23 protein-coding genes are annotated in these 25,585 nt (G+C 40.9%); 10 read left to right on the forward strand and 13 right to left on the reverse strand.

Annotation, left to right across the window (positions count from 1 at the left end):
• Both LA313_RS13700 and LA313_RS13705 read right to left on the reverse strand, forming a co-directional pair.
• Positions 1 to 255: a DUF3098 domain-containing protein gene (locus tag LA313_RS13700; RefSeq protein ID WP_228915945.1), complete on the reverse strand. Its 255-nt coding sequence runs from the start codon at positions 253 to 255 to the stop codon at positions 1 to 3.
• An 89-nt stretch (positions 256 to 344) separates the two neighbouring features.
• On the reverse strand, positions 345 to 1,223 hold the full coding sequence (locus tag LA313_RS13705; RefSeq protein WP_228916378.1) for a cell division protein FtsX: 879 nt from the start codon (positions 1,221 to 1,223) through the stop codon (positions 345 to 347).
• Positions 1,224 to 1,374: 151 nt separating this feature from the next.
• Here LA313_RS13705 and leuS point away from each other — a divergent pair, with 151 nt between their 5' ends.
• Together leuS and LA313_RS13715 are read left to right on the forward strand one after the other, a co-directional pair.
• On the forward strand, positions 1,375 to 4,191 hold the full coding sequence (gene leuS / locus LA313_RS13710; RefSeq protein ID WP_228915947.1) for a leucine--tRNA ligase: 2,817 nt from the start codon (positions 1,375 to 1,377) through the stop codon (positions 4,189 to 4,191).
• 116 nt (positions 4,192 to 4,307) lie between these two features.
• On the forward strand, positions 4,308 to 5,000 hold the full coding sequence (locus LA313_RS13715; protein ID WP_228915949.1) for a zinc metallopeptidase: 693 nt from the start codon (positions 4,308 to 4,310) through the stop codon (positions 4,998 to 5,000).
• 69 nt (positions 5,001 to 5,069) lie between these two features.
• Here the strand turns inward: LA313_RS13715 and LA313_RS13720 are convergent, their stop codons facing one another.
• The 3 genes from LA313_RS13720 to LA313_RS13730 form a co-directional block, all read right to left on the reverse strand.
• The gene (locus tag LA313_RS13720) at positions 5,070 to 5,582 is read right to left on the reverse strand and encodes a ferritin (RefSeq protein WP_228915951.1); all 513 of its coding nucleotides are present in this window, start codon (positions 5,580 to 5,582) and stop codon (positions 5,070 to 5,072) included.
• Between the two features lie 87 nt (positions 5,583 to 5,669).
• Entirely contained in the window at positions 5,670 to 5,981 is a 312-nt protein-coding gene (locus tag LA313_RS13725) for a hypothetical protein (RefSeq protein ID WP_228915953.1), read from the reverse strand.
• Positions 5,982 to 6,079: 98 nt separating this feature from the next.
• Positions 6,080 to 7,453: a saccharopine dehydrogenase family protein gene (locus LA313_RS13730; RefSeq protein ID WP_228915955.1), complete on the reverse strand. Its 1,374-nt coding sequence runs from the start codon at positions 7,451 to 7,453 to the stop codon at positions 6,080 to 6,082.
• A gap of 78 nt (positions 7,454 to 7,531) precedes the next feature.
• On the opposite strand from LA313_RS13730, the gene LA313_RS13735 reads away from it, so the two are divergent.
• Together LA313_RS13735 and pckA are read left to right on the forward strand one after the other, a co-directional pair.
• Complete coding sequence (locus tag LA313_RS13735; RefSeq protein WP_228915957.1) at positions 7,532 to 7,921, forward strand: DUF423 domain-containing protein; 390 nt, start codon at positions 7,532 to 7,534, stop codon at positions 7,919 to 7,921.
• Between the two features lie 78 nt (positions 7,922 to 7,999).
• Entirely contained in the window at positions 8,000 to 9,598 is a 1,599-nt protein-coding gene (pckA, locus tag LA313_RS13740) for a phosphoenolpyruvate carboxykinase (ATP) (protein WP_228915960.1), read from the forward strand.
• Positions 9,599 to 9,668: 70 nt separating this feature from the next.
• On the opposite strand, the gene LA313_RS13745 is transcribed toward pckA, so the two are convergent.
• Together LA313_RS13745 and LA313_RS13750 are read right to left on the reverse strand one after the other, a co-directional pair.
• Complete coding sequence (locus LA313_RS13745; protein WP_228915962.1) at positions 9,669 to 10,421, reverse strand: uroporphyrinogen-III synthase; 753 nt, start codon at positions 10,419 to 10,421, stop codon at positions 9,669 to 9,671.
• Between the two features lie 11 nt (positions 10,422 to 10,432).
• Complete coding sequence (locus tag LA313_RS13750) at positions 10,433 to 11,101, reverse strand: DUF4271 domain-containing protein (protein WP_228915963.1); 669 nt, start codon at positions 11,099 to 11,101, stop codon at positions 10,433 to 10,435.
• A 100-nt stretch (positions 11,102 to 11,201) separates the two neighbouring features.
• Here LA313_RS13750 and LA313_RS13755 point away from each other — a divergent pair, with 100 nt between their 5' ends.
• From LA313_RS13755 to LA313_RS13765, 3 genes are read left to right on the forward strand one after another with little or no spacing between them, the layout of a single operon-like run.
• Positions 11,202 to 11,933, forward strand: coding sequence for a polyprenol monophosphomannose synthase (locus tag LA313_RS13755; RefSeq protein WP_228915965.1), 732 nt, complete (start codon positions 11,202 to 11,204; stop codon positions 11,931 to 11,933).
• Positions 11,933 to 13,273: a dihydroorotase gene (locus LA313_RS13760; protein WP_228915967.1), complete on the forward strand. Its 1,341-nt coding sequence runs from the start codon at positions 11,933 to 11,935 to the stop codon at positions 13,271 to 13,273. The genes LA313_RS13755 and LA313_RS13760 overlap by 1 nt, the downstream gene beginning before the upstream one ends.
• Before the next feature lies 1 nt (position 13,274).
• Positions 13,275 to 13,763: a DUF4296 domain-containing protein gene (locus LA313_RS13765; protein WP_228915969.1), complete on the forward strand. Its 489-nt coding sequence runs from the start codon at positions 13,275 to 13,277 to the stop codon at positions 13,761 to 13,763.
• A gap of 5 nt (positions 13,764 to 13,768) precedes the next feature.
• Here LA313_RS13765 and LA313_RS13770 read toward each other — a convergent pair whose 3' ends face one another.
• On the reverse strand, positions 13,769 to 14,788 hold the full coding sequence (locus tag LA313_RS13770; protein WP_228915971.1) for an SDR family oxidoreductase: 1,020 nt from the start codon (positions 14,786 to 14,788) through the stop codon (positions 13,769 to 13,771).
• An 82-nt stretch (positions 14,789 to 14,870) separates the two neighbouring features.
• Between LA313_RS13770 and tyrS the strand changes: the two genes are divergently transcribed.
• Positions 14,871 to 16,166 carry a tyrosine--tRNA ligase gene (gene tyrS, locus LA313_RS13775; RefSeq protein ID WP_228915973.1) on the forward strand — a complete coding sequence of 432 codons (1,296 nt, stop codon included), beginning with the start codon at positions 14,871 to 14,873 and terminating at the stop codon, positions 16,164 to 16,166.
• A 131-nt stretch (positions 16,167 to 16,297) separates the two neighbouring features.
• Here tyrS and LA313_RS13780 read toward each other — a convergent pair whose 3' ends face one another.
• From LA313_RS13780 to LA313_RS13795, 4 genes are all read right to left on the reverse strand, one after another.
• Entirely contained in the window at positions 16,298 to 17,278 is a 981-nt protein-coding gene (locus LA313_RS13780) for a LuxE/PaaK family acyltransferase (protein WP_228915975.1), read from the reverse strand.
• A gap of 52 nt (positions 17,279 to 17,330) precedes the next feature.
• Positions 17,331 to 17,669: a T9SS type A sorting domain-containing protein gene (locus tag LA313_RS13785; protein WP_228915977.1), complete on the reverse strand. Its 339-nt coding sequence runs from the start codon at positions 17,667 to 17,669 to the stop codon at positions 17,331 to 17,333.
• A gap of 154 nt (positions 17,670 to 17,823) precedes the next feature.
• The gene (locus LA313_RS13790; protein WP_228915979.1) at positions 17,824 to 19,761 is read right to left on the reverse strand and encodes a hypothetical protein; all 1,938 of its coding nucleotides are present in this window, start codon (positions 19,759 to 19,761) and stop codon (positions 17,824 to 17,826) included.
• A 42-nt stretch (positions 19,762 to 19,803) separates the two neighbouring features.
• A complete protein-coding gene (locus LA313_RS13795; protein WP_228915980.1) occupies positions 19,804 to 22,596 on the reverse strand; it encodes a TonB-dependent receptor in 2,793 nt (930 codons plus the stop codon).
• Positions 22,597 to 22,785: 189 nt separating this feature from the next.
• Here LA313_RS13795 and LA313_RS13800 point away from each other — a divergent pair, with 189 nt between their 5' ends.
• Positions 22,786 to 23,472, forward strand: a complete 687-nt coding sequence (locus tag LA313_RS13800) for a response regulator transcription factor (RefSeq protein WP_228915982.1) — start codon at positions 22,786 to 22,788, stop codon at positions 23,470 to 23,472.
• Positions 23,472 to 24,548: a sensor histidine kinase gene (locus LA313_RS13805; RefSeq protein ID WP_228915984.1), complete on the forward strand. Its 1,077-nt coding sequence runs from the start codon at positions 23,472 to 23,474 to the stop codon at positions 24,546 to 24,548. The genes LA313_RS13800 and LA313_RS13805 overlap by 1 nt, the downstream gene beginning before the upstream one ends.
• Here the strand turns inward: LA313_RS13805 and LA313_RS13810 are convergent.
• On the reverse strand, positions 24,486 to 25,544 hold the full coding sequence (locus tag LA313_RS13810; RefSeq protein WP_228915989.1) for a glycosyltransferase family protein: 1,059 nt from the start codon (positions 25,542 to 25,544) through the stop codon (positions 24,486 to 24,488). The genes LA313_RS13805 and LA313_RS13810 overlap by 63 nt on opposite strands.
• Positions 25,545 to 25,585 lie beyond the last annotated feature (41 nt).

Here is a 25,585-nt window from a genome sequence, read left to right on the forward strand (position 1 = left end):
TTATTTTCGGGGGTTGAGAAGTATGGCGTAAACTTCAATTGCAAAACCAATGAGTACTAATGCAGGTGCAAGACGTATTCTTCTAAAATTGTAGATCTCGGGATTAAACACATTGGGGTCATCGCTTCCACCGCCGGCCATAAGAATAAATCCAAGGGCAATAACAGCTAAACCAATACCCATTACAATGTAGTTCTTCTTCTCAAAAACAAAATTGAGATCCTGCTTGTGTAAAGGCTTATTACTCTTCTTCATTGGTTCTTTTATTTTTAGCCACTTTTCCAGCCATGGACTTAGGATGTTTTTTTAACAGGAGTCAAAAATAACATTTTTAATTTACCTAATTAATAATACAATTCGTCCGTCTTTAGGTTGAGGAAACGTTGCGTGGCAAAAAAGGTGCTTAACCAGGTAATTATTATCCCCATGAGAAAAACTCCAATGAAAAGAGCAGCCAAAAGGGAGACATCATTTAAAAGTTCCAGCTCGGGGAAGCTTTTGTTCATATAATAAAGTACGATAGCCATTCCAATTAAAGCAATAAAAGCTCCTATCATTCCAAGTTTTACACTCTTCAGGATAAAAGGTTTTCTAATAAACCTTTTTGTAGCCCCTACCATTTGCATGGTCTTAATAATAAATCTCTTGGAATATACCGAAAGCCTTATTGAGCTGTTGATCAACAGCACTGCTATAAACGTAAATATCGCGCTTATGGCAAGGATCCAAAAGCTAATTTTGGTAACATTTTCATTAAGCAGGGAAATAAGCGGTTTATCATAAACTACTTCATCAATAAAATTTTTGGCAGTCAATTCCTGAGCTATGGTATCGATTTCTCCAGAGCTTATATAATCTGCCTTAAAATATACATCAATTGAATTCTGCAGGGGATTGTAACCCAGGAACTCCATAAAATCCTCTCCAATTTCCTTGCTGTGAGCCTCGGCAGCTTCTTCTTTGGTCACATAGGTAGTGGATTTGGTGTATTCGGCTAAAGCCAGACTTTTGTTCAGCTGTGTGATCTCCACCTCCTTGGCTGTATCCTTTAGATAAATGGTCAGGGCGATCTGCTCTTTAAAATGATCGGCTATCTTTTTGGTGTTGAGCACCAAAAGCCCCAGTAAGCCAAGTAAAAAAAGGACCAGTGCAATACTGATCACGACTGAAAAATAAGAGGAAATAAGACGTCTTTTTTGATACTTTTCAAAAGATGAGCTCATGGGCGGCTGCGTAAATTTGTGTAAAAATAAGAAAGTAAATCGATCCCTTTCTTTAAAACGTCCAAACTTTTCACTTTCGTACATTAACCGTATTTTTGCGCTTCCCTGAAGGTTTCAGGGAGCTGTAATAACGTGACGCTGAATCATTAAAATGAGGTACAACTTCAACCAAATTGAAAAAAAGTGGCAGGAGTACTGGGCCAAAAACCAGACTTTCAAGGCTGAAAATAATTCTGATAAACTAAAATATTACGTGCTGGACATGTTCCCTTATCCTTCGGGAGCGGGGTTGCATGTGGGTCATCCCCTGGGTTACATTGCCAGTGATATCTATGCCCGCTACAAGAGGCATAAGGGTTTTAACGTGCTTCATCCCCAGGGATATGACAGTTTTGGCTTACCTGCGGAGCAATATGCGATCCAGACCGGGCAGCATCCTGCGCTTACTACGGAGGCAAACATCAACCGCTACAGGGAGCAGCTTGACCAGATAGGATTTTCGTTTGACTGGAGCCGCGAGGTGCGTACCAGCGAGCCGGATTACTACAAATGGACACAGTGGATCTTTATCCAATTATTCGATTCCTGGTATGATCATGATGCTGGAAAAGCAAGACCTATATCTCAACTGGAGGAGATCTTTTCTGCGGAAGGGAACAGCGGCGTAAATGCAGCCTGTGATGATGATGTGGAACAGTTTTCTATATCACAATGGAATAGCTTTTCTTCAGAAGAAAAACAAAGAATCCTACTCAAATACCGCCTTACTTACCTGGCCGAAACTGAGGTTAACTGGTGCCCACAGCTGGGAACAGTACTGGCCAACGATGAAATTGTAAATGGCGTTTCTGAAAGAGGTGGGTATCCTGTATTAAGGAAGAAAATGACCCAATGGAGCATGAGGATCTCGGCTTATTCCGAAAGACTTCTACAGGGTTTAAAAGATATCGACTGGACTGAAAGTTTGAAGGAGAGTCAGCGCAACTGGATCGGAAAATCTGTGGGAGCTCTTGTTGAGTTCAAAGTTCAAGGTTCAAAGTTCAAGGTTCCCGTGTTCACGACAAGACCCGATACGATCTACGGAGTTACATTTATGACTCTTGCTCCCGAGCATGAGTTGGTTGCGAAGATCACTACTCCCGAATATAAAGAACAGGTGGAGGCTTACATTGAAGCAACAGCCAGGCGCAGTGAGCGTGAAAGAATGGCCGATGTAAAAACCATAAGTGGTGTTTTTACCGGAGCTTACGCCGAACATCCTTTTACCCGAGAACCGGTTCCAATTTGGATTGGAGATTATGTTTTGGCAGGATATGGTACGGGCGCTGTAATGGCAGTACCTTGTGGAGACCAGAGGGATTATGAGTTTGCAAAACATTTTGATCTGCCAATCAGGAATATATTTGAAAATGTAGATATTTCCCAGGAAGCATTTGCAGGCAAGGAAGGAACTGTGATAGCGAATTCAGAATTCCTCGACGGGCTGGAATATAAAGCAGCCCTCCAAAAAGCCATTTTAGAGCTGGAGAAGATTGGGCAGGGGAAAGGCAGGACCAATTATAGATTAAGAGATGCTGTTTTTAGCAGACAGAGATATTGGGGAGAGCCATTCCCGGTATATTACGTTGACGGTCTTCCCCAGATGATCGAAAAAGAGCATTTGCCGCTTCGTCTCCCGGAGGTAGAAAAATATCTACCAACAGAAACCGGCGAACCACCATTAGGAAATGCAACAACCTGGGCATGGGATACAGAAAAGAATGAAGTAGTTGAAAATGCCAGGATCGATCACAAGACAATATTCCCCCTTGAACTTAATACGATGCCGGGTTGGGCAGGAAGCTCCTGGTATTTATTCCGGTACATGGATCCTCACAATGAGGAGCGGTTTGTTTCTGAAGCAGCTCAGCAATATTGGGAAAATGTAGATTTGTACATAGGAGGAAGCGAACACGCAACGGGACACCTTTTATATTCCAGGTTCTGGACTAAGTTTTTGAAAGATCGTGGTTTCCTTACTGTGGAAGAACCTTTTAAAAAATTGATCAACCAGGGAATGATCCTGGGAACAAGTGCATTTGTTTACAGACTGGAGGGGGAAAACAAGTTTGTTTCAAAAAGCCTTTCTGGAGCTCATAATGTGCAGCCAATTCATGCCGATGTTTCTATGGTTAATTCTTCAGATGAACTGGATATTGAAGCATTTAAAAAATGGCGGCCAGAATTTGCCGAAGCTGAGTTCATTACCGAGGATGGAAAATATTTAGTAGGCCGAGAGGTTGAAAAAATGTCCAAGTCCAAATACAATGTTGTTAATCCAGATGACATTTGTGAAGATTATGGGGCAGATACTTTAAGGATGTACGAGATGTTTCTGGGGCCACTTGAACAGGCTAAACCTTGGAACACTGCCGGAATCACCGGAGTGCACAATTTCCTGAAAAAACTATGGAAGCTTTACCATGACGAGGACAACAACTTCAGGCTAAGTGATGAGAAAGCATCAGCCGATTCTCTTAAAACACTTCATAAGACGATCAAAAAGGTGACAGAAGATATTGAAAACTTCAGCTTTAATACTTCAGTAAGTACATTTATGATCTGTGTTAATGAATTGGCGGCTCAAAAATGCTATTTTAGAGAGGTTCTGGAACCGCTTGCGGTACTTATTGCGCCTTATGCGCCACATATTGCCGAAGAGCTATGGCAGAAACTTGGACATGACACCTCGGTTACAACTGCCAGCTATCCCGAATATGAAGAGAAGTTCCTGGTCGAAAGCTCAAAAGAATATCCTGTCTCCTTTAACGGGAAAATGCGTTTTACTCTTGAACTACCTTTAGATATGAGTAAGGAGGAGATCGAGAAGACGGTTTTGGCCCACGAAAAGACTCAGCAGCAATTGAATGGCAGGGAACCTAAAAAGGTAATTGTGGTGCCGGGCAAGATCGTAAATATTGTTGGCTAAAGATTTTTTCTAAAGCCGCAGCAGCAGCGGAATAGGACAAAACTGCAGCTCTGAGAAAAAATGTAATTTGGCCGAATTTTTGTTATTAGACTTTCAATAAAACAACCTTTAAAACTATGATGGGATATTATATCATTGCAGGACTTATCTTTTTAGTGAGTCTTTATGTTAGCAATAAATTGAAGAGTAAATTTAAGCATTACTCAAAAGTGCATCTTCAAAATGGCATGAGTGGCCGCGAGATCGCTGAAAAAATGCTTCGGGATAATGGAATTAATGATGTGAAAGTGATCTCTACTCCAGGGCAGTTGACAGATCATTATAATCCCTCAAAAAAGACAGTGAATTTGAGTGAAGCAGTTTATACTCAGCGCAATGCTGCTGCGGCAGCGGTTGCAGCACATGAGTGTGGGCATGCAATACAGCACGCCAATGCCTATAGCTGGTTACAGATGAGAAGTCAACTTGTGCCGGTGGTAAGCGTAGCCTCTAAATTTTCGCAGTGGGCGATCTTTGGTGGTTTGATTTTAATGACAATGGTATCTGTGGGGATAGGCCAAACAGTACTTCTGGTTGGTATAATTATGTATGCAATGGGTACTCTATTCAGTTTTATAACCCTTCCGGTAGAATATGACGCTAGTAAAAGGGCTTTGGTGTGGCTTGAGACAGGTAATATGTTGAATTCTCAGGAGCACAAAGCGGCTGAGGATTCTCTTAAGTGGGCTGCCCGTACTTACGTGGTTGCTGCTATTGGTTCTCTTGCAACCTTGTTATACTTTGTGAGTATATATTTGGGAAGAGATTAAATACAAAACATAAAACAACAAAAAAGGACGCCAGTGGCGTCCTTTTTTAGTATAAAAACCCTGTATGAGCTATTCGTTTTTGATGCGTTCGTCAATGAGCTTAAGGGCTATCCCGTCTGTACCCATTAGATCGAACATTTCAAGGATCCTGCGGAATTTGTTCTCTTCTTCCATTTGTTCGGTAATAAACCATTGCAGGAAATTTTCGGATCCATAATCCTGTACTTTCCGGCATCTGGTAACGATCTTATGGATGGATTTAGTGACCTCGATCTCCTGGTCTAATGCAGTTTCAAATATATCCTGAAGTGAATTATATTCATGGGTGATGTTGTTTATTTCGGGAGAATAAGCAGTTCCACCATTATCATTAATGAACTTGAAGATCTTGAGCATATGCTCCCGCTCTTCTGCCGCTTGTTTATACAAGAACTCAGCGCTGTACATTAAACCGTTGTGATCACACCAGGAAGCCATGGCCAGGTAGACCGAAGAGGAATGTGCCTCTTTAGCGATCTGCTCATTGAGCAGGTCCATTACATCTACATTTATTCCTATTTTTTGTCTTACTATGTCTTTCATAAATATATTCTTTTTCTAAAAATACGTAAAAGAAAGAACACCTCTCAAACAGAGAGAAAATTTATATTTAATTTAAATAGATATAACCTAATAGGTTACGAGAGAATTGATTTCAAGGACTCCGAAAGTAGCACGTAAAAGTCGTTGAAGATCAATGATCTGGAGTGTGTCAAAAACGAAAAGATGCTCCCGGTTGCAAAGGGTGAGGATCTCGATCCCGCTGTAGTTTAAGTCCTTGTCGAAGTGAGATGAAACATCTATGGCCTGTACTTTTTGCCTTATGGCAAGTAACTGGCAAAAACTCAGCTTTACCTGTTTGTGACCAAAGTCAATGCAAAAGCTGCGGCTTTGGTCACATTGATAGGTGGCGAAATAATATGATTTGTACAGCAGGTTCATTCTAAGGACAAAACTACACCTTATCTATATTTGTTCCAAATAAAAATAACCCTAAAACAGGTGAAGCTGATCAAGATCATCTCAAAAACTGCTAAGGATCAATTTCCTACCTCTCCAAAAGGGTTATAGCCCAGATACTCTTTTTCTTCTTCCTTAAAGACAATTCCGTTTTGTGCGAGCTCCTTCAAAATAGGATCATACACTTCATTGGTGATAGGGAGTTGTACTCCCGGAGTGGAAATCGTACCATTCAGGATCTTTAATGCTGCTATGGCAACAGGTAATCCTACTGTGCGGGCCATGGCTGTGAGTGTTTGATCCTGCCCAATATTTACCATAGTTGAATCTATCTGCTTCTTCTCGCCGTTGATCTCATAACCAAACTTGTGGTACATGACGATCATATCTTTGTCCTCTGGAGAAAGTGACCATTTTTCCATCAATATCTTCTGAAGGATCTCTGCCGGGGTTGCATTTTTAAGACCCACTTTTTTATCTGAGTTAAAAATATCCAGCTCGAGAAGTTTGTCCCACATGATATCATCCTGGTCGATCTTAAGGTTATGTCTGAATTTTAATTCCACAGAATCTGTAGGAGAATAGGGGAGAAACGAATTCACAAAATCCCTATAGCTCATGTCTGCTGAATTTTCCATGGTGTAACCGTCATCTGTCATTCCCAGCTGCACAAACATATTCCAGGCCCGGCTGAAGCCTACTCTTCTTATAGTTCCGCGGTAGAGGGTAAGGACATCGTCCAGTCCATAGATGCTCTTGTATTTAAGAGAATTACGATTGGCATAGACTTCAAATTTACCATAGTCCTGTACCTCAATGAATTCGGTTCTTCTAAATAGACGATTATACGGGATGTATTTAAACTTCCCTTCCTGCAGGAACTTCGCAACACCACCCTGTCCTGCTACCACCACGTTTCTCGGATTCCAGGTGAATTTATAATTCCACAGGTTGGTATCACTTTCGGGAGCTACCAATCCACCTGTGAAGGATTCAAAGAGCAGTATTTTTCCTCCCTGTTCTCTAATCCTGTCAATTACCTGCATAGCGCTCATATGATCAATACCCGGATCCACCCCTATTTCGTTCATAAAGACCAGGCCTTTCTTTTTAACAGCACCATCCAGCTGCTGCATCTCCTCACTTATATATGAGGCAGTTACCATATTTTTCCCAAAGCTGAGGCAATCTTTCGCTACCTCAATGTGAAATCTGGCAGGGAGCATTGAGATGACGATATCTGCATCTTTAACTGCCGCTTCCCTTTCTTCCTTTTTGAAAACGTCAAGTTCTATCGCCCTTGCTCTTGGGTGTTTCCCGACTAGCTTCCGGGCACTTTCAACCACCATATCTCCTATAGTAATCTCCAGATTTTCGGTTTCCGATTTTTTCAATAAGTATTCGATAAGTACAGAGGTAGATTTACCCGCACCAATAATGAGAATTTTGCGCATAAGGCTTAACTTTGGCTTTGTTTGTTGTTTGTTTGGACAACGAATGTAATTAATTGGTGGCGTCTTTAAAAATATAGTATGAATAAGAGTTTGTTGATCTGGGGTGCAATTTTTGGAATTATCGCAATAGTCTTGGGGGCTTTTGCTGCTCACGGTCTAAAGCCGATCCTGTCGGTTGAAAAAATGCAAACCTTTGAAACGGGTGTGAGATATCAAATGTATCATGCTCTCTTCCTGCTTTTTTTAGGAGGTTTGCCTGTTGCTTCTGAAAAAGTTAAAAGAATTTGCTTCTATTTAACACTTTTTGGCGTTTTCTTTTTTTCGGGTTCAATCTACCTTCTGGCCACTAATAGCCTAACTTCATTTGATTTTACAGTGATTGCCCTCATAACACCCTTAGGAGGATTATTGATGATATTCGCATGGATAGTGTTACTAATTAGCTTTTTTAAGTTAAAAAAGAAATAAAAGAAAATAGCTCCTGCTGTTTGTTTCCAAGTTTTTCTACTTTTGTTGACCTAAACAAAACACTCAACTAAACTTTTTATGTTGGCTAAAAAACGAATTACGAAAACGATTGCGCTGGAGCAATATGGTATTAGCAATGCTGAAGTTCATTACCAACTCTCTCCAAAGGAGCTACATGAGATCACAATTGAAAAAGGACAGGGAGTAGAAGCTTCTTCGGGAGCACTGGCTGTGAACACCGGCGAATTTACCGGAAGGTCTCCTAAAGACCGTTTTATTGTGGAAGATGATATCACCAAAGATAAAGTTTGGTGGGGAAACATAAATATCCCTTTTGATCCTGAAAAATTTGATGCACTTTATGAAAAAGTGACCAAATATCTTTCAGGAAAGGAAGTGTTCGCCAGAGATTCCTATGCCTGTTCAGATGATGACTACCGACTTAATATTAGAGTAGTTAATGAATATCCATGGTCAAATCTCTTCGCATACAATATGTTCCTTAGGCCAGAGGAAAGTGAGCTTGAAAATTTCAAGGAAGACTGGCTTGTAGTCAACGCTCCCGGTTTTATGGCCGATCCCGAGGTTGATGGCACGAGACAACATAATTTTGCGATTTTAAACTTCACAAAGAAAATTGCCCTTATTGGAGGGACAGGATATACGGGAGAGATTAAAAAAGGAATTTTCTCTGCCCTTAACTTTATTCTTCCTGTAGATAAAAATACTTTACCAATGCATTGTTCTGCCAATGTTGGAGAGGAAGGAGATACTGCTATTTTCTTTGGTCTTTCGGGAACAGGGAAAACAACACTTTCTGCAGATCCAGAAAGAAAACTGATAGGAGATGATGAGCACGGGTGGACCAAAGAAAACCGCGTGTTTAATTTTGAAGGAGGATGTTATGCAAAAGTCATAAACCTTACTGAAGAAAATGAACCCGATATTTTCAGGGCTATCAAGCCGGGAGCTATCCTGGAAAACGTAGTGCTGGATGAGAATGGAGACGTAGATTTTGAAAATACAGATGTTACTCAAAATACAAGGGTAAGTTATCCTATACACCACATTGACAATATTCAGGAGCCATCTATTGGAGAAAATCCAAAGAATATTTTCTTCCTTACAGCAGATGCTTTTGGGGTATTGCCTCCAATAAGTAAGTTGACCCCAGGACAGGCCGCATATCATTTTATAAGTGGATACACTGCTAAAGTAGCCGGAACAGAGGCGGGGGTTGATGAGCCTATTCCAAGTTTCTCTGCGTGTTTTGGAGCTCCTTTTATGCCATTGCACCCAACAAAATATGCCGAGATGTTAAGTGCAAAGATGAAGGAAAATAACGTAAACGTTTGGCTTGTTAATACAGGATGGACCGGCGGACCTTTTGGAGTAGGTTCCAGGATGAAATTACGCTATACAAGGGAAATGATCTCCTCTGCACTGGAAGGTAAACTGGAGAATGTAGAATTTGTAGAGCATCCTGTTTTTGGACTACAGATGCCGGTGGAATGTCAAAATGTACCTTCTGAGGTACTGAATCCCCGTAACACGTGGAAAGACAAAGAAGCCTATGATAAAAAGGCAGATCAGCTTGCCACTTCTTTTCAGCAGAATTTTGAAAAATTCGAAAAACAGGCTAATGAAGAGATACTTTCAGGTGCTCCCAAAGTTTAAAACTGAGCGAACAGAAATAAAAAAACCGGCAACTTGCCGGTTTTTTTATTTCTTATATAATCTAAAGGCTCTAATGAGCCTTCTTATTTTGTTCCTTGATATATTTCTCAAGGGCCATAGTCATTGAAGGTGTTTCGGGGGTGGGAGCCTGGATGTTTACTACCAGTCCGTGATCTTTGGCTGCCTTAACCGTAGTATTTCCAAAAACGGCAATTTTAGTATCCTTTTGTTCAAAGTCGGGGAAATTCTCAAAAAGAGATTTAATTCCGCTAGGACTAAAGAAAACCAGGATGTCGTAAAAAACCTCTCTTAAATGGGAGAGGTCACTCACTACTGTTTTATAGAAAACCGCTTTTTTCCAATCTACCCCAAGTTTATTTAGGGTCTTTGGTACATCCGGCTTCAGCATGTCTGAAGAAGGCAAAAGGAACTTTTCGTTCTTATACTTTTTAATAAGTGGGGATAATTCAGCAAAGGTTCTTTTTCCCACGTAAATCTTCCGCTTGCGGTAAACCACATACTTCTGTAGGTAATAGGCTACTGCCTCACTCTGGCAAAAGTACTTAAGTGTATCGGGTACCTTAAACCTCATTTCTTCAGCTATTCTAAAGAAATGATCCACAGAGTTACGGCTGGTGAGTATTATAGCGGTGTAATTTGAAAGGTCAACCTTTTGTTGTCTTACATCCTTTGAAGAAACCCCTTCAACGTGGATAAACGGAATAAAATCTATTTTTACTTTCTGTTTTTCTTCAAGATCAAAATAAGGAGAATTTTCAACCTTCGGTTCTGGTTGAGAAACCAAAATTGTTTTCACTTTCATATACATTTTTTTTATTGACCCTGGAACTTGGTAACCAGCTTATATAAAATATAATAGGGGCCAATTTCGAGAGCGCAAAGATACAAAATAAAATAAAACCAATTGCTTGAAATATATTGTCGGTTTTTGGTAAAAACACTCAGCAGAGTGATCAAATTCAAAATTAAAATGAGGCCTAGTACTATGTACAGCACCAGCTTGGTTGGTTCCCAGCTGTATAAAAAGAAAACGCTTATTGGGAGCAGTACCAGGGCCGTAAAGTTTCGGTAACTTAATTTATAAAAAAGGTAATAGTTCATTTTGTTGTTGACCGATATAACATCTGCCAGTATCTTTTCAAGAGAAAATTTAAGCAGAACAAAAGTGGTATAGGCAGTAATTATTCTTAGAAATACTACCAGCGGTCTATCTGGGTACCCTTCTGTAAAAGATATGTAGAATATAAAAATAAAAAGTCCGGCAGAAATGACATTGACTGCAAACAGGAGCACGTTAAAGGGATGAAAGAGGTTGGGGTCCTTTCCTTTTAGAAGAAGGTACTTGTCTGTCGCGAAAAGCATGCTAAAATGTGCAAAACGTTGAGTAAAAGCATATTTGGCAACAACCAGCAGGCCAAGAACCAAGACCAGTAACAGGGTAATCCAGTCTAATGAAACCGCATGTCTTTCTATAGCTTCCAATAAAAATTGTTTTCTACAAAGGTAGGATTTATACGATTAAAAGAGGTTTGAAACTTCACCCTAAACTTTAAAAATAGTTACATTTGTCCAAAAGAATTCTATGCCAGATGGGATTGTTATAATACCCACCTACAACGAAAAAGAGAATATTGAAAAGATCATTAAAAATGTCTTTTCTCTTCAACGGAGTTTTCACATATTGGTGGTGGACGATAACTCTCCCGATGGGACTGCCGGGATTGTAAAATCTCTCGAGCCCGCTTTTAAGGATCGGTTATTTTTAATTGAAAGAGAGGGGAAGTCTGGCCTGGGTACTGCTTACATTAAAGGTTTTGAATGGGTCTTGGAAAGGGAATACAAATACATCTTCCAAATGGATGCTGATTTTTCCCACAACCCCAATGATCTCATTAGATTGTTCAACGCCTGCAGGAGGGGAGGAGCTCATGTTGCAGTTGGTTCAAGATATAAAACCGGCGTAAATGTGGTGAACTGGCCAATGAGCAGGGTTTTGCTGTCTTGGATGGCGTCCAAGTATGTTCGATTGATTACGGCTATGCCTGTGGAAGACACCACCGCAGGATTTGTATGCTACAAGAGAGAAGTTCTGGAGAGGATACACCTTGACAAAATAAAATTTGTGGGATATGCTTTTCAAATAGAAATGAAATTTAAGGCTTACCTGGCAAAATTCCGAATTGTGGAAGTACCGGTAATTTTCACCGACAGAACCCGTGGAACCTCCAAAATGAGTGGTTCAATTATTTGGGAAGCTGTGTTTGGAGTTGTAAAAATGAAAGTAAATAGTCTGTTTAATAAGATGACAATATAATGAAGAAGGTATTAATTAAGAATGCAAAGATTGTCAATGAAGGTTCTATCTTTGAAGGAGATGTGTTTATCGAAGATGGAATTATCACCGAGATTGCGTCTAGTATAAGTGCCAAATCTCCCAATTTAAATATTGTAGATGCCGAAGGAAATTACCTGCTGCCCGGAGTAATAGATGATCAGGTACACTTTAGGGAACCCGGCCTTACCCACAAAGAAACAATTGAAACCGGTTCTAAAGCAGCTGTAGCGGGTGGTATTACTTCTTTTATAGAAATGCCCAATACTAACCCTCAAACTACAACAATAGATTTATTAGAAGAGAAGTATAAACTGGCAGAGCATGTGTCTTATGCCAACTATGCTTTTATGTTCGGAGGAACTAATGATAATCTCGAGGAGATCAAGAAAATAGATCCCAAGACAGTGCCTGCTCTTAAGTTATTCCTAGGTTCCTCAACGGGAAATATGCTGGTAGATGATGAAAAAGTATTGGAGATGATCTTTAAGGAATCTCCGGTATTAATCGCCGCTCATTGTGAGGATGAGAAAACAATCCAGAACAATTTACAGGAGTATATAGAACAATACGGGGAGGATATTCCTATTGAGATGCACCCAAAAATTCGAAGTGAAGAAGCATGTTTCCTATCTTCATCGAGAGCTGTTGCTTTGGCAAAAAAAACAGGCGCACGGCTGCATGTTTTCCACCTGTCTACGGCAAAAGAGCTAAAACTATTTGATAGTAAAAAACCACTAAAAGAGAAAATGATCACCGCCGAAGTTTGCGTGCATCACCTTTGGTTCAATGATTCAGATTATAAAACAAAAGGCACTTTTATAAAGTGGAATCCTGCAGTTAAGACCGAGAAGGACCAGGAGGCTCTTTTAAAAGCACTTATTGAAGATAAAATTGATGTGATCGCAACAGATCATGCGCCACACACCCGGGAGGAAAAGAAGAATGTATACACCAAAGCCCCAAGTGGCGGTCCTTTGGTACAACATGCTTTGCCGGCTATGTTACAAATGCACCACCAAGGCAAAATTTCTCTGGAGAAAATTGTTGAGAAAATGTGCCACAATCCGGCTATTCTTTTTGACATCGAAAAACGCGGATTTATTAGAGAAGGATACAAGGCAGATCTTGTGCTGGTAGATCTTAACGCTCCTTGGGCCGTGCAGCCGGGTAATACGCTGTATAAATGTGGTTGGTCTCCCTTTGAGGGAACCACGTTTAAATCCAGGGTTACTCATACATTTGTCAATGGCAACCTCGTGTATAAGAACTTTAATTTTACTCCTTTCGTAAAAGCAGAAAGACTAAAATTCGACCGCTAGCATGAAGAAGTTATTGGGAGTTTTAACTGCTTTGATTTTACTTGCATCCTGCCAGGACATTGATCGCACGCCAAAGCCCGATAACCTTATTCCCGAGGATAAAATGGTAGAGGTGCTTACCGAGCTTTCAATTCTTCATGGGGCCAGGAGCTATAACAAGAGCCTCATGGAGGAAAAGGGAATTAATGCCTACCCTTATCTCACCAATAAGTTTGGAATTGACAGTGTGCAACTGGTTCAAAGCAATAACTATTATGCCGAGAATTACAAGGAGTACCAAATGATCTATGACAGAGTGAAGGAGAGACTGGAGATATTGATGGAGCAGTATGATTCCATAAGAGAAGTGGAGAAAAAGAAAAAGGATTCTTTAAGAAGAGTTCCTGAAAATGATTCGATTGTCCCCCGCAAATTTATTAATGATACTCTTGTGCCCCGTCGTATAAATCAGCGTCTTTCTGTTCCTGCTTCACAAAACCAGCGACAGTAGTAAAATTATTTCTGAAGATCCTTCCGGAAGGAAGTGGCCGATTTTTCTATAACTTCTTGAATGGGTTCAAATTTAAAATCTAATTGTTGCTTCAGTTTTGCTGAAGAGTAGAACGTGTGCTCAAAAAGGGTTTTTTGGGACCTCATTTCCAGCTGCTTCTCTTTATTAGTGAATAAGCCGGATATTTCCTGCCAAATCCATCCTGTAAAGATCATCCATTTTTTCAGCTTTTTTGAAGGCGCGGGTTTACCAAGGCTTTTTGCTGTCATAGAGAAAACGTTCTTAAAAGACAGGTTTTCAGAAACCACTATAAATTCTTCATTTTTCACAGGTGTGGTGGTAAGCTCCCGCATAACTTTTACAACGTCCCAAACCCCAACAAATCCTGTGGTTTTTGGGAAATAGTAATCCATGCCCTGGTTTATCCTTTTAAAGATCTTACCGCTGCCACTGTTCCAAAATCCCGGCCCAATGATCACTCCAGGGTTGACGATCACTACCGGCACTCCTTCCTGGCTTGCACGCCATACTTCCATCTCTGCGCCGTATTTTGTAATAGCATACATGCTATGGTTGAGTTCTTTGTTCCAAAAGGATAATTCCGTGAGTTCATTTTGTCCCGCTTTTTTATCCAATGTGGCAATAGAGCTTACAAAGCATAATTTTTCCACTTCATTTTTGATGCAGAAGTTGACGACATTGGCGGTTCCCTCAATATTGACCTTTCTTAATTCGGCATCTTTAGAAGTGTCAAAACTTACCAGTGCAGCACAGTGATAGACAAGATCAACATCCTTAAATGCCAGTTTTAAGGAAGGTACATCTGTAATATCTGCTATTTGCCACTCGATTTGGGAAAAGAGCAGGTTGGTCTCATCTTGAGAATTGGTGTAGGAAAATACATTTTTGACAGCCTTTAAGCTTTCTTCTGTACGATAGATCGCGCGAACTGGTTTTCCTGCTTTTACAAGATCCAGCAGCAAATGAGAGCCTACTAAGCCTGTGCCTCCGGTAACTAAAATCATGAGGTAAATATAGCTAAAACCACTTAGGAAAAATGAAGCTTTATGGTATCTTTACGGCTGTTTTTACTTCAAAAGAAAGATTATGAATAAGAATTTTGTAGACGAATTGAGCTGGAGAGGAATGATCCACGACGTGATGCCGGGAACCGAAGAGCATCTTTTAGAAGGTCTTAGGTCTGCTTACGTGGGAATTGATCCTACCGCCGATTCTTTACATATAGGCCACCTGGTTGGGGTTATGATGCTAAAGCATTTTCAACAGGCGGGACATCGTCCTGTAGCTTTAGTGGGTGGCGCAACAGGAATGATAGGTGATCCTTCGGGAAAATCCAATGAACGTAACCTGCTTACCGAAGCCACTTTGCTTCAGAACCAGAATGCCCTTAAAAATCAGTTGTCAAAATTTTTAGATTTTGAAAGTGATGAAGATAATGCGGCAGTGATGGTGAATAACTATGACTGGATGAAAGATTTCAGTTTTTTAGATTTTATACGGGATGTTGGAAAACACATCACCGTTAATTACATGATGTCTAAGGACAGTGTGAAAAAACGTTTGTCTACAGATTCTTCAGAAGGAATGTCTTTTACCGAATTCACCTACCAGCTGGTGCAGGGTTATGATTTCCTGCATTTGTACAGGGAACTTGATTGCACGCTGCAAATGGGTGGTAGTGACCAGTGGGGGAATATTACCACAGGAACCGAACTTATTCGAAGAATAGGTGACGGAAAAGGGTATGCGCTTACCTGCCCGTTAATTACAAAGGCAGATGGTACCAAGTTCGGGAAAACTGAAGCCGGGAACATTTGGCTTGATCCTTCACGTACTTCGCCTTACAGGTTCTACCAGTATTGGCTAAACACCAGCGATGAAGACGCCGAGAGGTTTATTAAAATATTTACCTTCCTTTCAAAAGAAGTAATAGAAGAACTTGTTGCTAAGCACAAAGAGGCACCGCATCAAAGAGAACTGCAGCGAAAACTGGCCGAAGAGATCACAATCATGGTACATTCCCATGAGGAGTACGAGAATGCCGTAAAGGCTTCGGAAGTTCTTTTTGGAAAGAGTACTGCAGATGATCTTAAAAAGCTGAATGAAGCTACTTTTCTCGATGTTTTTGAAGGTGTGCCACAAGCCCGGGTCACACGCGAAGATGTGGAAGCTGGTCTCGATATGATCGCTGCACTTTCGGCAAAAACAGAATTTTTAAGTTCTAATGGAGAGGCCAGGAGAGCCTTAAAAGAGAATTCAATTTCGGTAAACAAGGAAAAGGTTAAAGAAGATTACATAATCACCACAGAGGATTTATTGAACAACAAATATGTAATTATAAATAAAGGAAAAAGAAATACCTATATAATAAGGGTGGAATAATAAAGAAACCCCCTTTCCTTTTGAGGGGCGAAGGGGGCATCTAACTAACCAACCAATTATGAAAACATAATCTAACCGTTTGTTAAGTCGGCAGAAAATCAATTCCTTACAGCAGCGAAAAACTTTTTTTGTTAAAAAACCATAAGATTACAACCTCGAATGTCGCTGTTGTCGAAACGGCCCAGAATCTCTGTCCTTTGCCCGTCTAAATTCTTTCCCAGATCTTGTGTGGCTATAAATGAACAGGAGTTGATATTGGCCAGATCTATGATATTTATTCCACCAGATTTTCCTTCGGGTAGCAGGCTCAAGGCATCTTCAGGATCCCGAATGAGAATTTTCATCCAGGGAGGACATTCAAAAATGCCATTTTTGAGGGAGTATGCCTGCGACAGTAACTCGGTCATCCCGTATTCGCTGTGAATGTTTTCAACACCCAAACCTTTTTTAAGCACCTCATGAAGTTCGGTGCGAATCATTTCTTTTCGGCGTCCTTTCATGCCGCCGGTTTCCATCACAACAGTATTTTTCAGGTTTAAGGAGTAGTTTTCGGCCAGATCTAGGAGCGCAAATGACACTCCTATTAATAGTGTTTTTTGCCCCCTTTCTTCAAGTTTTTTCAGGTTTGCTACGAGAGAATCTAGGTCGTGCAGGTAAAATCCGCTCGCAGGATTTTTACTTTTTTCAATAAGATCCTGCGCCATATAGATCAAAGAAGAACCTTCTCTTTCAAGATAGGAGGGAAGTAAAGCGAGCACCGCATAATTTTCCACACTTCCGTAGAAATGTGTGAACCCGCTGCGGAAACTTTCCTCATAAATACCTAGATCTGTTACAAAATGTTTACTGGTTTGAGAACCCGTAGTGCCGCTACTGGTAAAGGTTATTTCTTCTGAAGCTTTAGAAGAAATAACCTTATGGGTTTTAAAGAACTCTATGGGTAGAAATGGAATTTTTTCAAGACTAACTACTTCGGCGGGATCCCGAAGGAGAAGATCACAGAACTTCCTGTAGACCAGATTGTTTAAATACTGGTAGTTGAAAACCTGCAGAGCTTTTTTTGTGAGATCCTGAGGGGTGTTAATAGAAAATATGTCCTTTACCTTATGCATAGAAATGAAAAGGCACAAAGGTAGGGAATAAAATAAATGGTAATAAGTATGCTTATCTAACCACGAGCTTTCGGGTAGCAGTGCTTTTACCTTCCTGGATCTTCATGATATAAATACCTGGATCCAGATCGGAAATATTCAGTTCATTTCCAGTTAGCTGGGCAGAGAGAACGTTGTTCCCCAGTACATTATAAACCTGAATTGTTTTAGCCTTGCCTGCTTTGGTGTTAATGTATACTTTTTGACCGGATGCAGGATTTGGAAATATGGAAAGCCCTTCAATGGGAACTTCCTTTCCAGGAGCTTCGGGTTGTGATACCTGTGCATTGGCCAGGCTCGAGAAGAGCAAAAGACCAATGATCATAAGAGGGTACAAGTAGATTTGTTTCATATTTAATACGGTATCATTTCAAATTTACAATAAAAAATTCAAAAACCGGACCAAATTTTAGTTGTGGAAACGTTAAAAATAGATTTGTCTACAATATTATAAAAAGGCTACCGTTACGGCAGCCTTTTTTTATAAACTTAAAAAACTGAGGGAACTACAGTTCTGCTTCTATCCAGCTCCAGGTTGAAACATCGACCTTTGTTCCCAGGTCATAAGCAGCATCTACAGCTGCACCTGCGCCATCGATTTGCACATTAGTAAGTGCGCCGTCATCTCTCATGTCAACATTGGTTTCATAACCTTCAAGGTAAAGATTTGAAATGGTTGCACCAGATTCTTTCTTGAACTGTAGTGCGGTACCGCCGGTTGTAGAAACTGCGGTGAAGTTGATCAACTTCGGATTGTTGTTAGCGCCGTCGGCTTCAACTGCAGTAGAGAAGTTGTCGATGGTGTGGTTCACGTAAACATCGCTCACAGTTCCATTCCATCCTTCTGTCCAGTCTACAGCATCATCTTCCAGGTTTTCAAGGTAAAGATTGGAAGCAGATACAGTCCCTCCAAAGAATTCTACTCCGTCATCAGCTCCACTAAGTACAGCAACATTTTCTACAGTAGTACCAGATCCTACAGCATAGAAAGAAATTCCGTTGTATTGAGATTCAGAATTGATCTGAGCTCCGGTTCCTGAGATTACAAGATATTTAATACTTCCGGAGTTATCTTCATCATTGTTACCACCATAAACAAATCCTCCAACTTCGGCTACTGCATCAACACCTTCGGTAGTAGTCGCATCACCTACAATTGTTAGTCCGCCCCAATCTCCGGGATTACCTTCAGCAGAAGAGATCACCACAGGGTTGGTTTCAGTTCCCTGTATATCGATCATTCCGCCTTTAAGTACAGCGATATAAACATCTGTACCACCGTCTCTGGCAATGATCTTTGTTCCTGCCGGAATAATGAGTTTACCTCCATCCTGAACAATATAGGAAGAGTTAAGGTTATAGGTAGTGGCAGGATCAAGAGTCACTGTTCCTTCTACGGTTCCCTGAAGAATGTTGGAAGCTACGCTACCTCTGTTATTGATCCAGGTGAAAGCATTTGCATTAACAGTTGCGGGAACGGTATAGTTCGCTTCAGGATTCGCTACATTATTTTCAATTACAACATTTGCTACAGGACCGTTGTCTCTCATTTCTACAGAAGTATCATAACCGCTTAAAGAAAGACCTTCAAAAGTGGCACCCGATTCTTTCTTAAACTGCAGAGCAGTTCCTCCAATTGTAGAAACAGCGGTGAAATTGATGATTTTTGGATTGTTATTAACCCCATCGGCTTCAATCGCTGTAGAGAAACCTTCTATGGTGTGAAGCACATACACGTTTGTGATAGTACCATTCCAACCTTCGGTCCAGTCAACAGAGTCATCTTCGTTGTTCTCAAGATACAATTCGGTTGCAGATACAGCCCCTCCAAAGAATTCCACTCCGTCATCTGCTCCGTTAAGGATTGCAATATTTCTAATTGTAGTGCCGCTACCAACTGCATACAGGCTTAAGCCATTGTATTGAGAATCGGCATTGATCTGAGCACCTGCTCCTTCAATTACAAGATATTCAATGGTTCCGGAATTATCGGTGTTGTCTGTACCTCCATATTTGAATCCGCCTACTTCGGCAGTTACATCAACACCTTCGGTAGTAACCCCGTTTCCAAGGATAACCAGACCACCCCAGTCGCCGGGAGCACCGTTGACAGAAGTCATGATTACAGGGTTGCTTTGGGTTCCGGTAATTACTATGTCGGCACCTTGATGGATGGCAATATAATTTTCTGTGCCTTTTTCGGCAACAATTTTAGTTCCTGCCGGTATGGTTAAAGTGCTGCCTGCCAGTACTTCAAAAGAACCTGTTAGTTTATACTCTACAGATGGATTAAGAGTTAAATCTTCATTTAATTCTCCATTTAGTTCATCGTTTTCTACTTGTGGTTTATCGATGATTGGATCTTCATCCTCACTACAGCCTGTGAATATCAAGCCGCTGAATAGTAAGAAAATAACAGCTAGGTTTTTGGTCATTTTTTTCATTGTGTTTGTTTTAATTAAAGTTTTAATGTTTGTTGTAAAAGATTAGAAGTTGTAGTTGATTCCCAGTGACAGTACTGCGCCACGGGTATAGGATCTTACGGTTTGGGTAGCTTCTATTCCTGTGGTAGAAGGCTTAACATCCTGCACTCTTTCTACAGTAGGGTTTAAAAGATTCTTTCCGGTAAATTTTATGCCCCAGTGATCTCCAAGATCCTGACTTAGAACGGCATCAAGGCTTATGAAACCTTTTTCAATAATGGCATCGTTGTAAAAAGTTTCACTTTCAGTTTGTCTTTCAGGGGCGCCAAGTGCATAGATCTTGTCTGATGCATAATTTGCAACCAAACTCCCCATAAAAGAGTTTTCATTGCCAACAACCAGATTAAGAGAACCGTTAAAGATCCAGTCCGATGCACCTTGTAAACCTGTTTCAGTTAAACCTTTGTATCTAAATGTGCGCAACAACTGCCCGTCCTCATTTCTTAACTCCTTAAGGTCCTGGGAATGCCACATTCTGGAGGCATTAAAACCAAGATTAAAGTCATAGGCCGCACCGTCTTCCATTCTTATTAGCTCCAGGCGGGTTTCCAGTTCCAAACCATAGATCTCTGCCTTTTCTCCAGCGTTGAAATATGAGAAGACGCCTGCAGAGCCCCTGTCCTGTACTTTGTTGATTGGATCTTCAATTCTTTTATAGAATCCTGTAAGGGATAATAGCTCCCCTGCAGAAGGGAAGAATTCATACTTAAGGTCAAGGTTGTAGTTGGTGGATGCCTGTAGATCGGGGTTTCCTCTGGTCACCTGTCCGGTTTGAGAAACGTACTCAAAAGGAGCTACTTCTTTAAATTCGGGCAAGGTGAGGGTTTTGCTGGCAGCAAGGCGAAAGTTTGATCTTTCGGTTAAAGCATAGCGCAGATTGACAGCAGGATAAAAGTTATCATAAGCAAGGTTTGATGTTCCTGTTCTTCCGGGAATGTTCCCCACGTTGTAAACTACCTCAAGTTCATCTTTTTGGTAACGGACTCCGGCATTAATGTTCAGCTTTTCCAAACCAAAATTAATACTTGCAAACCCGGCGGTAGATTCCAGGTTAGCTCTGTACCTGTCTGCCTGAAGGTCGTCATTGATCTCCAGATTTCCATTGTTATAATTTTCGGGAGAGAAAACTTCATCCAGGTTGTCTATGGAAGAAGGAGTTAAAATCCTGTTAGATCTTTCCTCGAGTCCAAGAAACCGGGATATAAAGTCTCTTTCCTTGAACCTGTAAGTTCCACCAAGGCTTAATTCAAGTTGCTTTTCTTCTGAAGTAAGTATTTCAAGACGATCCTGGATCCTGCCATTGAATTCATAGTCGTCAATTTCCTGATAGCTCTTTCTCTGCTGGTAACCACCCGTATCCCCAAGATAAACTACATCATCATTAAAGTTGACCTCATTTCTAATCCGGTTAGGCTCATCGGCGTTAACCAAATTCAAACCGGCAGCCCAGTCAAGATTATTTTTCTCTCCCAGCCTGTGCTCCCCGAGCAGTTGGTTAACCCAAAGACGTGTCTGTTTTGTGTTTTGGTCTCTTACAAACTGTGATAGGCCTTCATTGGGATCTGTTTCTTCAAAAATAAAACCCTCCTGGTTTCTTCCTCCTTCATAAACATTATCTGAAAGCTTATTAATAAAGAGGCTGTTTGCCCTAAGGCTGTTATTGGCATCAAACTCATAAGCTACAGTTGCCAGCCCGGTAGTATTTATCGTTTTTGAGTAAACAGTAGCATCTGTAATGGTATCTGTAACAAAGTTGGCGCGGTATTCCCGAAATATTCCTTTGGTATATTCATAGTCAATATCCTGGGAGCCGGTGATTAGAACCTCAAGCTTATCTCCAAATCTCTTCCCCGCAGTAAGGTTGTACTTGTAATTCATGGGTAAGTCTGCAGTTCCGGGAGTCCAGTCCTGGTAGATAAGCTTGTATTCTGAAGCCTTTCCTCCAGTGTAAAAACCAAAATCGGCATTTTTCAGGTTTGGAGAAACCTTGAAGTTGTCGAATACCCCTTCCTGCAAAACATTTGTATTAATTCCTGCACCGGCGCCAAAGCTAAGTTCACTTGTTCCTGCCAGTTCCCTGGTGGAGATATCAATATTCCCCGATGCTTGATCGGCAGAAGTGTTGGGAGAATATGTTTTGCTTATGGCTACACTTTGGATAATCCCTGTAGGGAAAAGTTCCAGGTCTATGTTCTTTCTTTCAACATCATCTGAAGGGATGGGCAGTCCATTAAGAGTGGTATATAAATAACGGTCTCCCAATCCCCTAACAAAAATGTCACCCGATGCTTCACTGCTGGTCACGCCCGAAATACGGGCAGTGGCTTTGGCAGCATCAGAGACGCCCAATTTGGCTAATTCACGGGCTCCAATACTTTCTTTTATATCAATAGCTCTTTTTTGCTCCAGTAATAGAGCTACTTCGGAGTCTTTCCTTGAAACGGTTGATATTACTACTTCATCAAGGCTGGCTGCAGTGGCACCCAGTTCTGCATTTATTTCTGTTATTTTCCCCGGTTCAACCTGAACGGGAACTTCCACATTTTTATAACCTATAAAACTGAAGGTGACCGTATAGGAGCCCGGATCAATGTTTTCCAGCTGGAACAGACCTTCCATATCGGTCGTGGCCCCTGCTCCGGTCCCGTTTATCATTACGTTGGCGAATGGAAGGGGATCTCCTCCCATTTCTTTGTCGGATAGTTTTCCGGCAATACTGCCGGTGGGATTTGAACTTTGTGCTAGCAGGCTTAATGAAGAAAGAAAGGCTGCAGCAAGTACTAATACTAATCTCATTTTTGTCAATTTTCTATGCCGCAAAGAAAATGGCTCAATGTAACTGCTGGGTTAGCTCAGAATTACCAATAGGTCAACTAAAGGTTACGCCGAATTGAACCTAAGGTTAATAGAAGGTTATCAATTCATATGTGAGGGAGGTCACATGATATTTATCTTTATTTTTACAGGGTAATACAACTACAAGTCATGAAAAAAAGCGACATCTGCATTTTACTTGTCGATGATGAACCGGATATCATTGAGATCATAAGGTATAATTTAACTGCCGAGGGATATAAGGTAACTACAGCCAAAAATGGAATTGAAGCTCTTAAGGTTGCCAAAAAGCACAAACCTCATTTAGTTATTCTTGACGTCATGATGCCAGAGATGGATGGGATGGAGACCTGTATCCAAATGAGAAAAGATCCCGAGCTGGCCAATACCATAATTACTTTTCTTACAGCCAGAGGCGAGGATTATTCACAAATGGCCGGTTTTGATGCAGGGGCAGATGATTATATTACGAAGCCTATTAAGCCCAAGGTTCTTCTAAGTAAGGTAAAAGCTCTGTTGAGGCGGTATAATGAAGACTCCACTTCAAAGTCTGAAATTGTTACCGCAGGAGACCTGGAAATTAACAGGGAAGAGTACAAGGTCACGCGGGGAGATGAAACTATTATGCTCCCGCGCAAAGAATTTGAATTGTTGTACCTTTTGGCCTCACAACCCGGCAGGGTATTTCAACGGGACGAGATCCTGGAACGGGTTTGGGGTAACGAAGTTGTTGTTGGTGGCCGAACCATTGATGTACATATAAGGAAACTTCGGGAGAAAATAGGAGATGATAGTATTAAGACCATTAAAGGAGTGGGTTACAAATTTGTGGAATAATGGCTAAAGGTTTTAAGCGATCATACACGTTTGCAGTAAAGACCTCGATTTACGTTACTCTCTTTCTTACCGGGATTTCGGCTGTTTTTCTTGTCCTTCATGATGCTTATTCAGAATGGGCTCTTTTAATTTATGCTATTACCTGTTTCATTTTTGCATTTTTGATTATTCAGTACCGGGTAGAATTCTTCATCTATAAAAAGATCAAGAAGATCTATGAAAATGTGAGTATGCTAAGCGCTACTCCCCTTAATCCCGAACAGGTCACTACCGATATGACCTCGCTCTCACAGGAAGTTCAAAAATTTGCTGAAGGTAAGAAGCTCGAGATCGAAGCCCTTAAAGTGCGGGACTCTTACCGAAAGGATTTTATGGGTAATATTTCTCACGAACTTAAAACCCCTTTATTTACAGTTCAGGGTTATATCGAGACTCTTCTTGACGGTGCAATGAAAGATAAAACAGTGCGTAAACAATATTTGACAAGGGCAGCCAAGGGAGTAGAGCGCCTGGTTTATATTGTTCAGGATCTGGATATGATCACTAAACTGGAGACAGGGGAGCTGAGGTTAAACCTTGAGGTTTTTGATATTGTAGAGGTGATCCAAAACGTATTTGATCTTCTTGAGATGAAGGCAGCAAAAAAGAATATCACTTTACTATTTGAAACTCCTTATGCACCGGTATGGGTGAAAGCCGATAAAGAAAGAATACAGCAGGTGGTAACCAATCTTTTGGTGAATTCCATCAAATATGGAAAGCATGATGGCACAACCGAAGTTGCCGTTGAAGGGCATTCAAAAAAGAAGATCATAGTAAGGGTGAGTGACAATGGGGAGGGGATTCAGAAAGAGCATATTCCAAGGCTTTTTGAAAGGTTTTACAGGGTAGATAAGAGCGGTTCCCGAAAAGAAGGTGGTTCTGGTCTGGGCCTCGCAATTGTTAAGCACTTGTTGGAAGCACATAAAGAAAGGATCTCTGTGGAAAGTACTTACGGCATGGGAAGTGAATTCTCATTTACTCTGAAAAAGGCTAAAAAGGCCAGAGTAATCGCAGATAAACCCGGGGTCGTTTAACCCGGAATAATTCTTTGCCTTTTCTAGTTTCTCAAGATCAAAATCTTCCTGCTCACACGAAGGAGCGAATCCTAATTTCTTCATTCTCTCAGCCAGGTACTTCTGCTCGAATTGTCCCGGAGTGGGAATAAAAAACGCCTGCTTTTCAAGTTTTGCCAGGTCCATTAAAGTTGTATATCCCGATCTGGCAATCACCACCTTACTGCTATTAAGTGCATGTTCCAGTTCTTTTCCAAAAAGGTAATTTTTTACTACCATATTTGGTGCTGCCATAGGCGGTTGGTTGTCACTTACCACCCCCCTGACAAATAAAATCTTTTTATTACTTTGCTTTAATTCCCTTAATAGTATTTCCTCCAGGAGACTTCGCTGTGGCTCGGGCCCCGAAAGCAAGACCATATATTCATAGATCTGCGGCAAATCCTTCTTTTCGAACCTGCTAATGATGCCCATATATTTTACAGCTTCCTGTTGTGCTTTAGGATGTCCCAGAAATCCGCTTAGGTTTGGCTTGCTTGGAGCATCGGGAACCCAACACTCATCATATTTTCTTATATACCGGTGGTGAAGCCTGCTGCTTAAAAAGGTTGTATTTCCCGACAGCACATTAAGTTGATGGGTAATAAAAACATTAGGCAGGTGTTTATAACGCACTCCAAATCGGCTGTCCGATATGATGCCGTGGAGATTAAGTTTCTCTACCAGAATCCGTGTGGCCCGTTTTTCTTTTTTAATATTTTTCAGAATATGCGGACTATCGAGCAGCAACTTCCACTTTAAAAGGCTTCCTCTGCTCGTATAGGTGATATTGTAGGAAGGTAATTCAAAGGCTTTTAGATGTGGAAATTCTTTTTTCAGCAGTTCAAGTGCTGCTCCATCTGAAGCAATGATAGGAGTAAATCCTTTTTCTTCCAGCTTTTTTATAAGCGGGATGCATCGGGTGGCATGCCCCAAACCCCAATTTATTGGGGCTACTAAAATCCTTCTACTTCGCATAAAACAAATATATATGAAAGGCCTGTGGGGGATTTTATTTA

The sequence above is a fragment of the Salinimicrobium sediminilitoris genome, assembly GCF_020866905.1.
Classification (GTDB): Bacteria; Bacteroidota; Bacteroidia; order Flavobacteriales; family Flavobacteriaceae; genus Salinimicrobium; species Salinimicrobium sediminilitoris.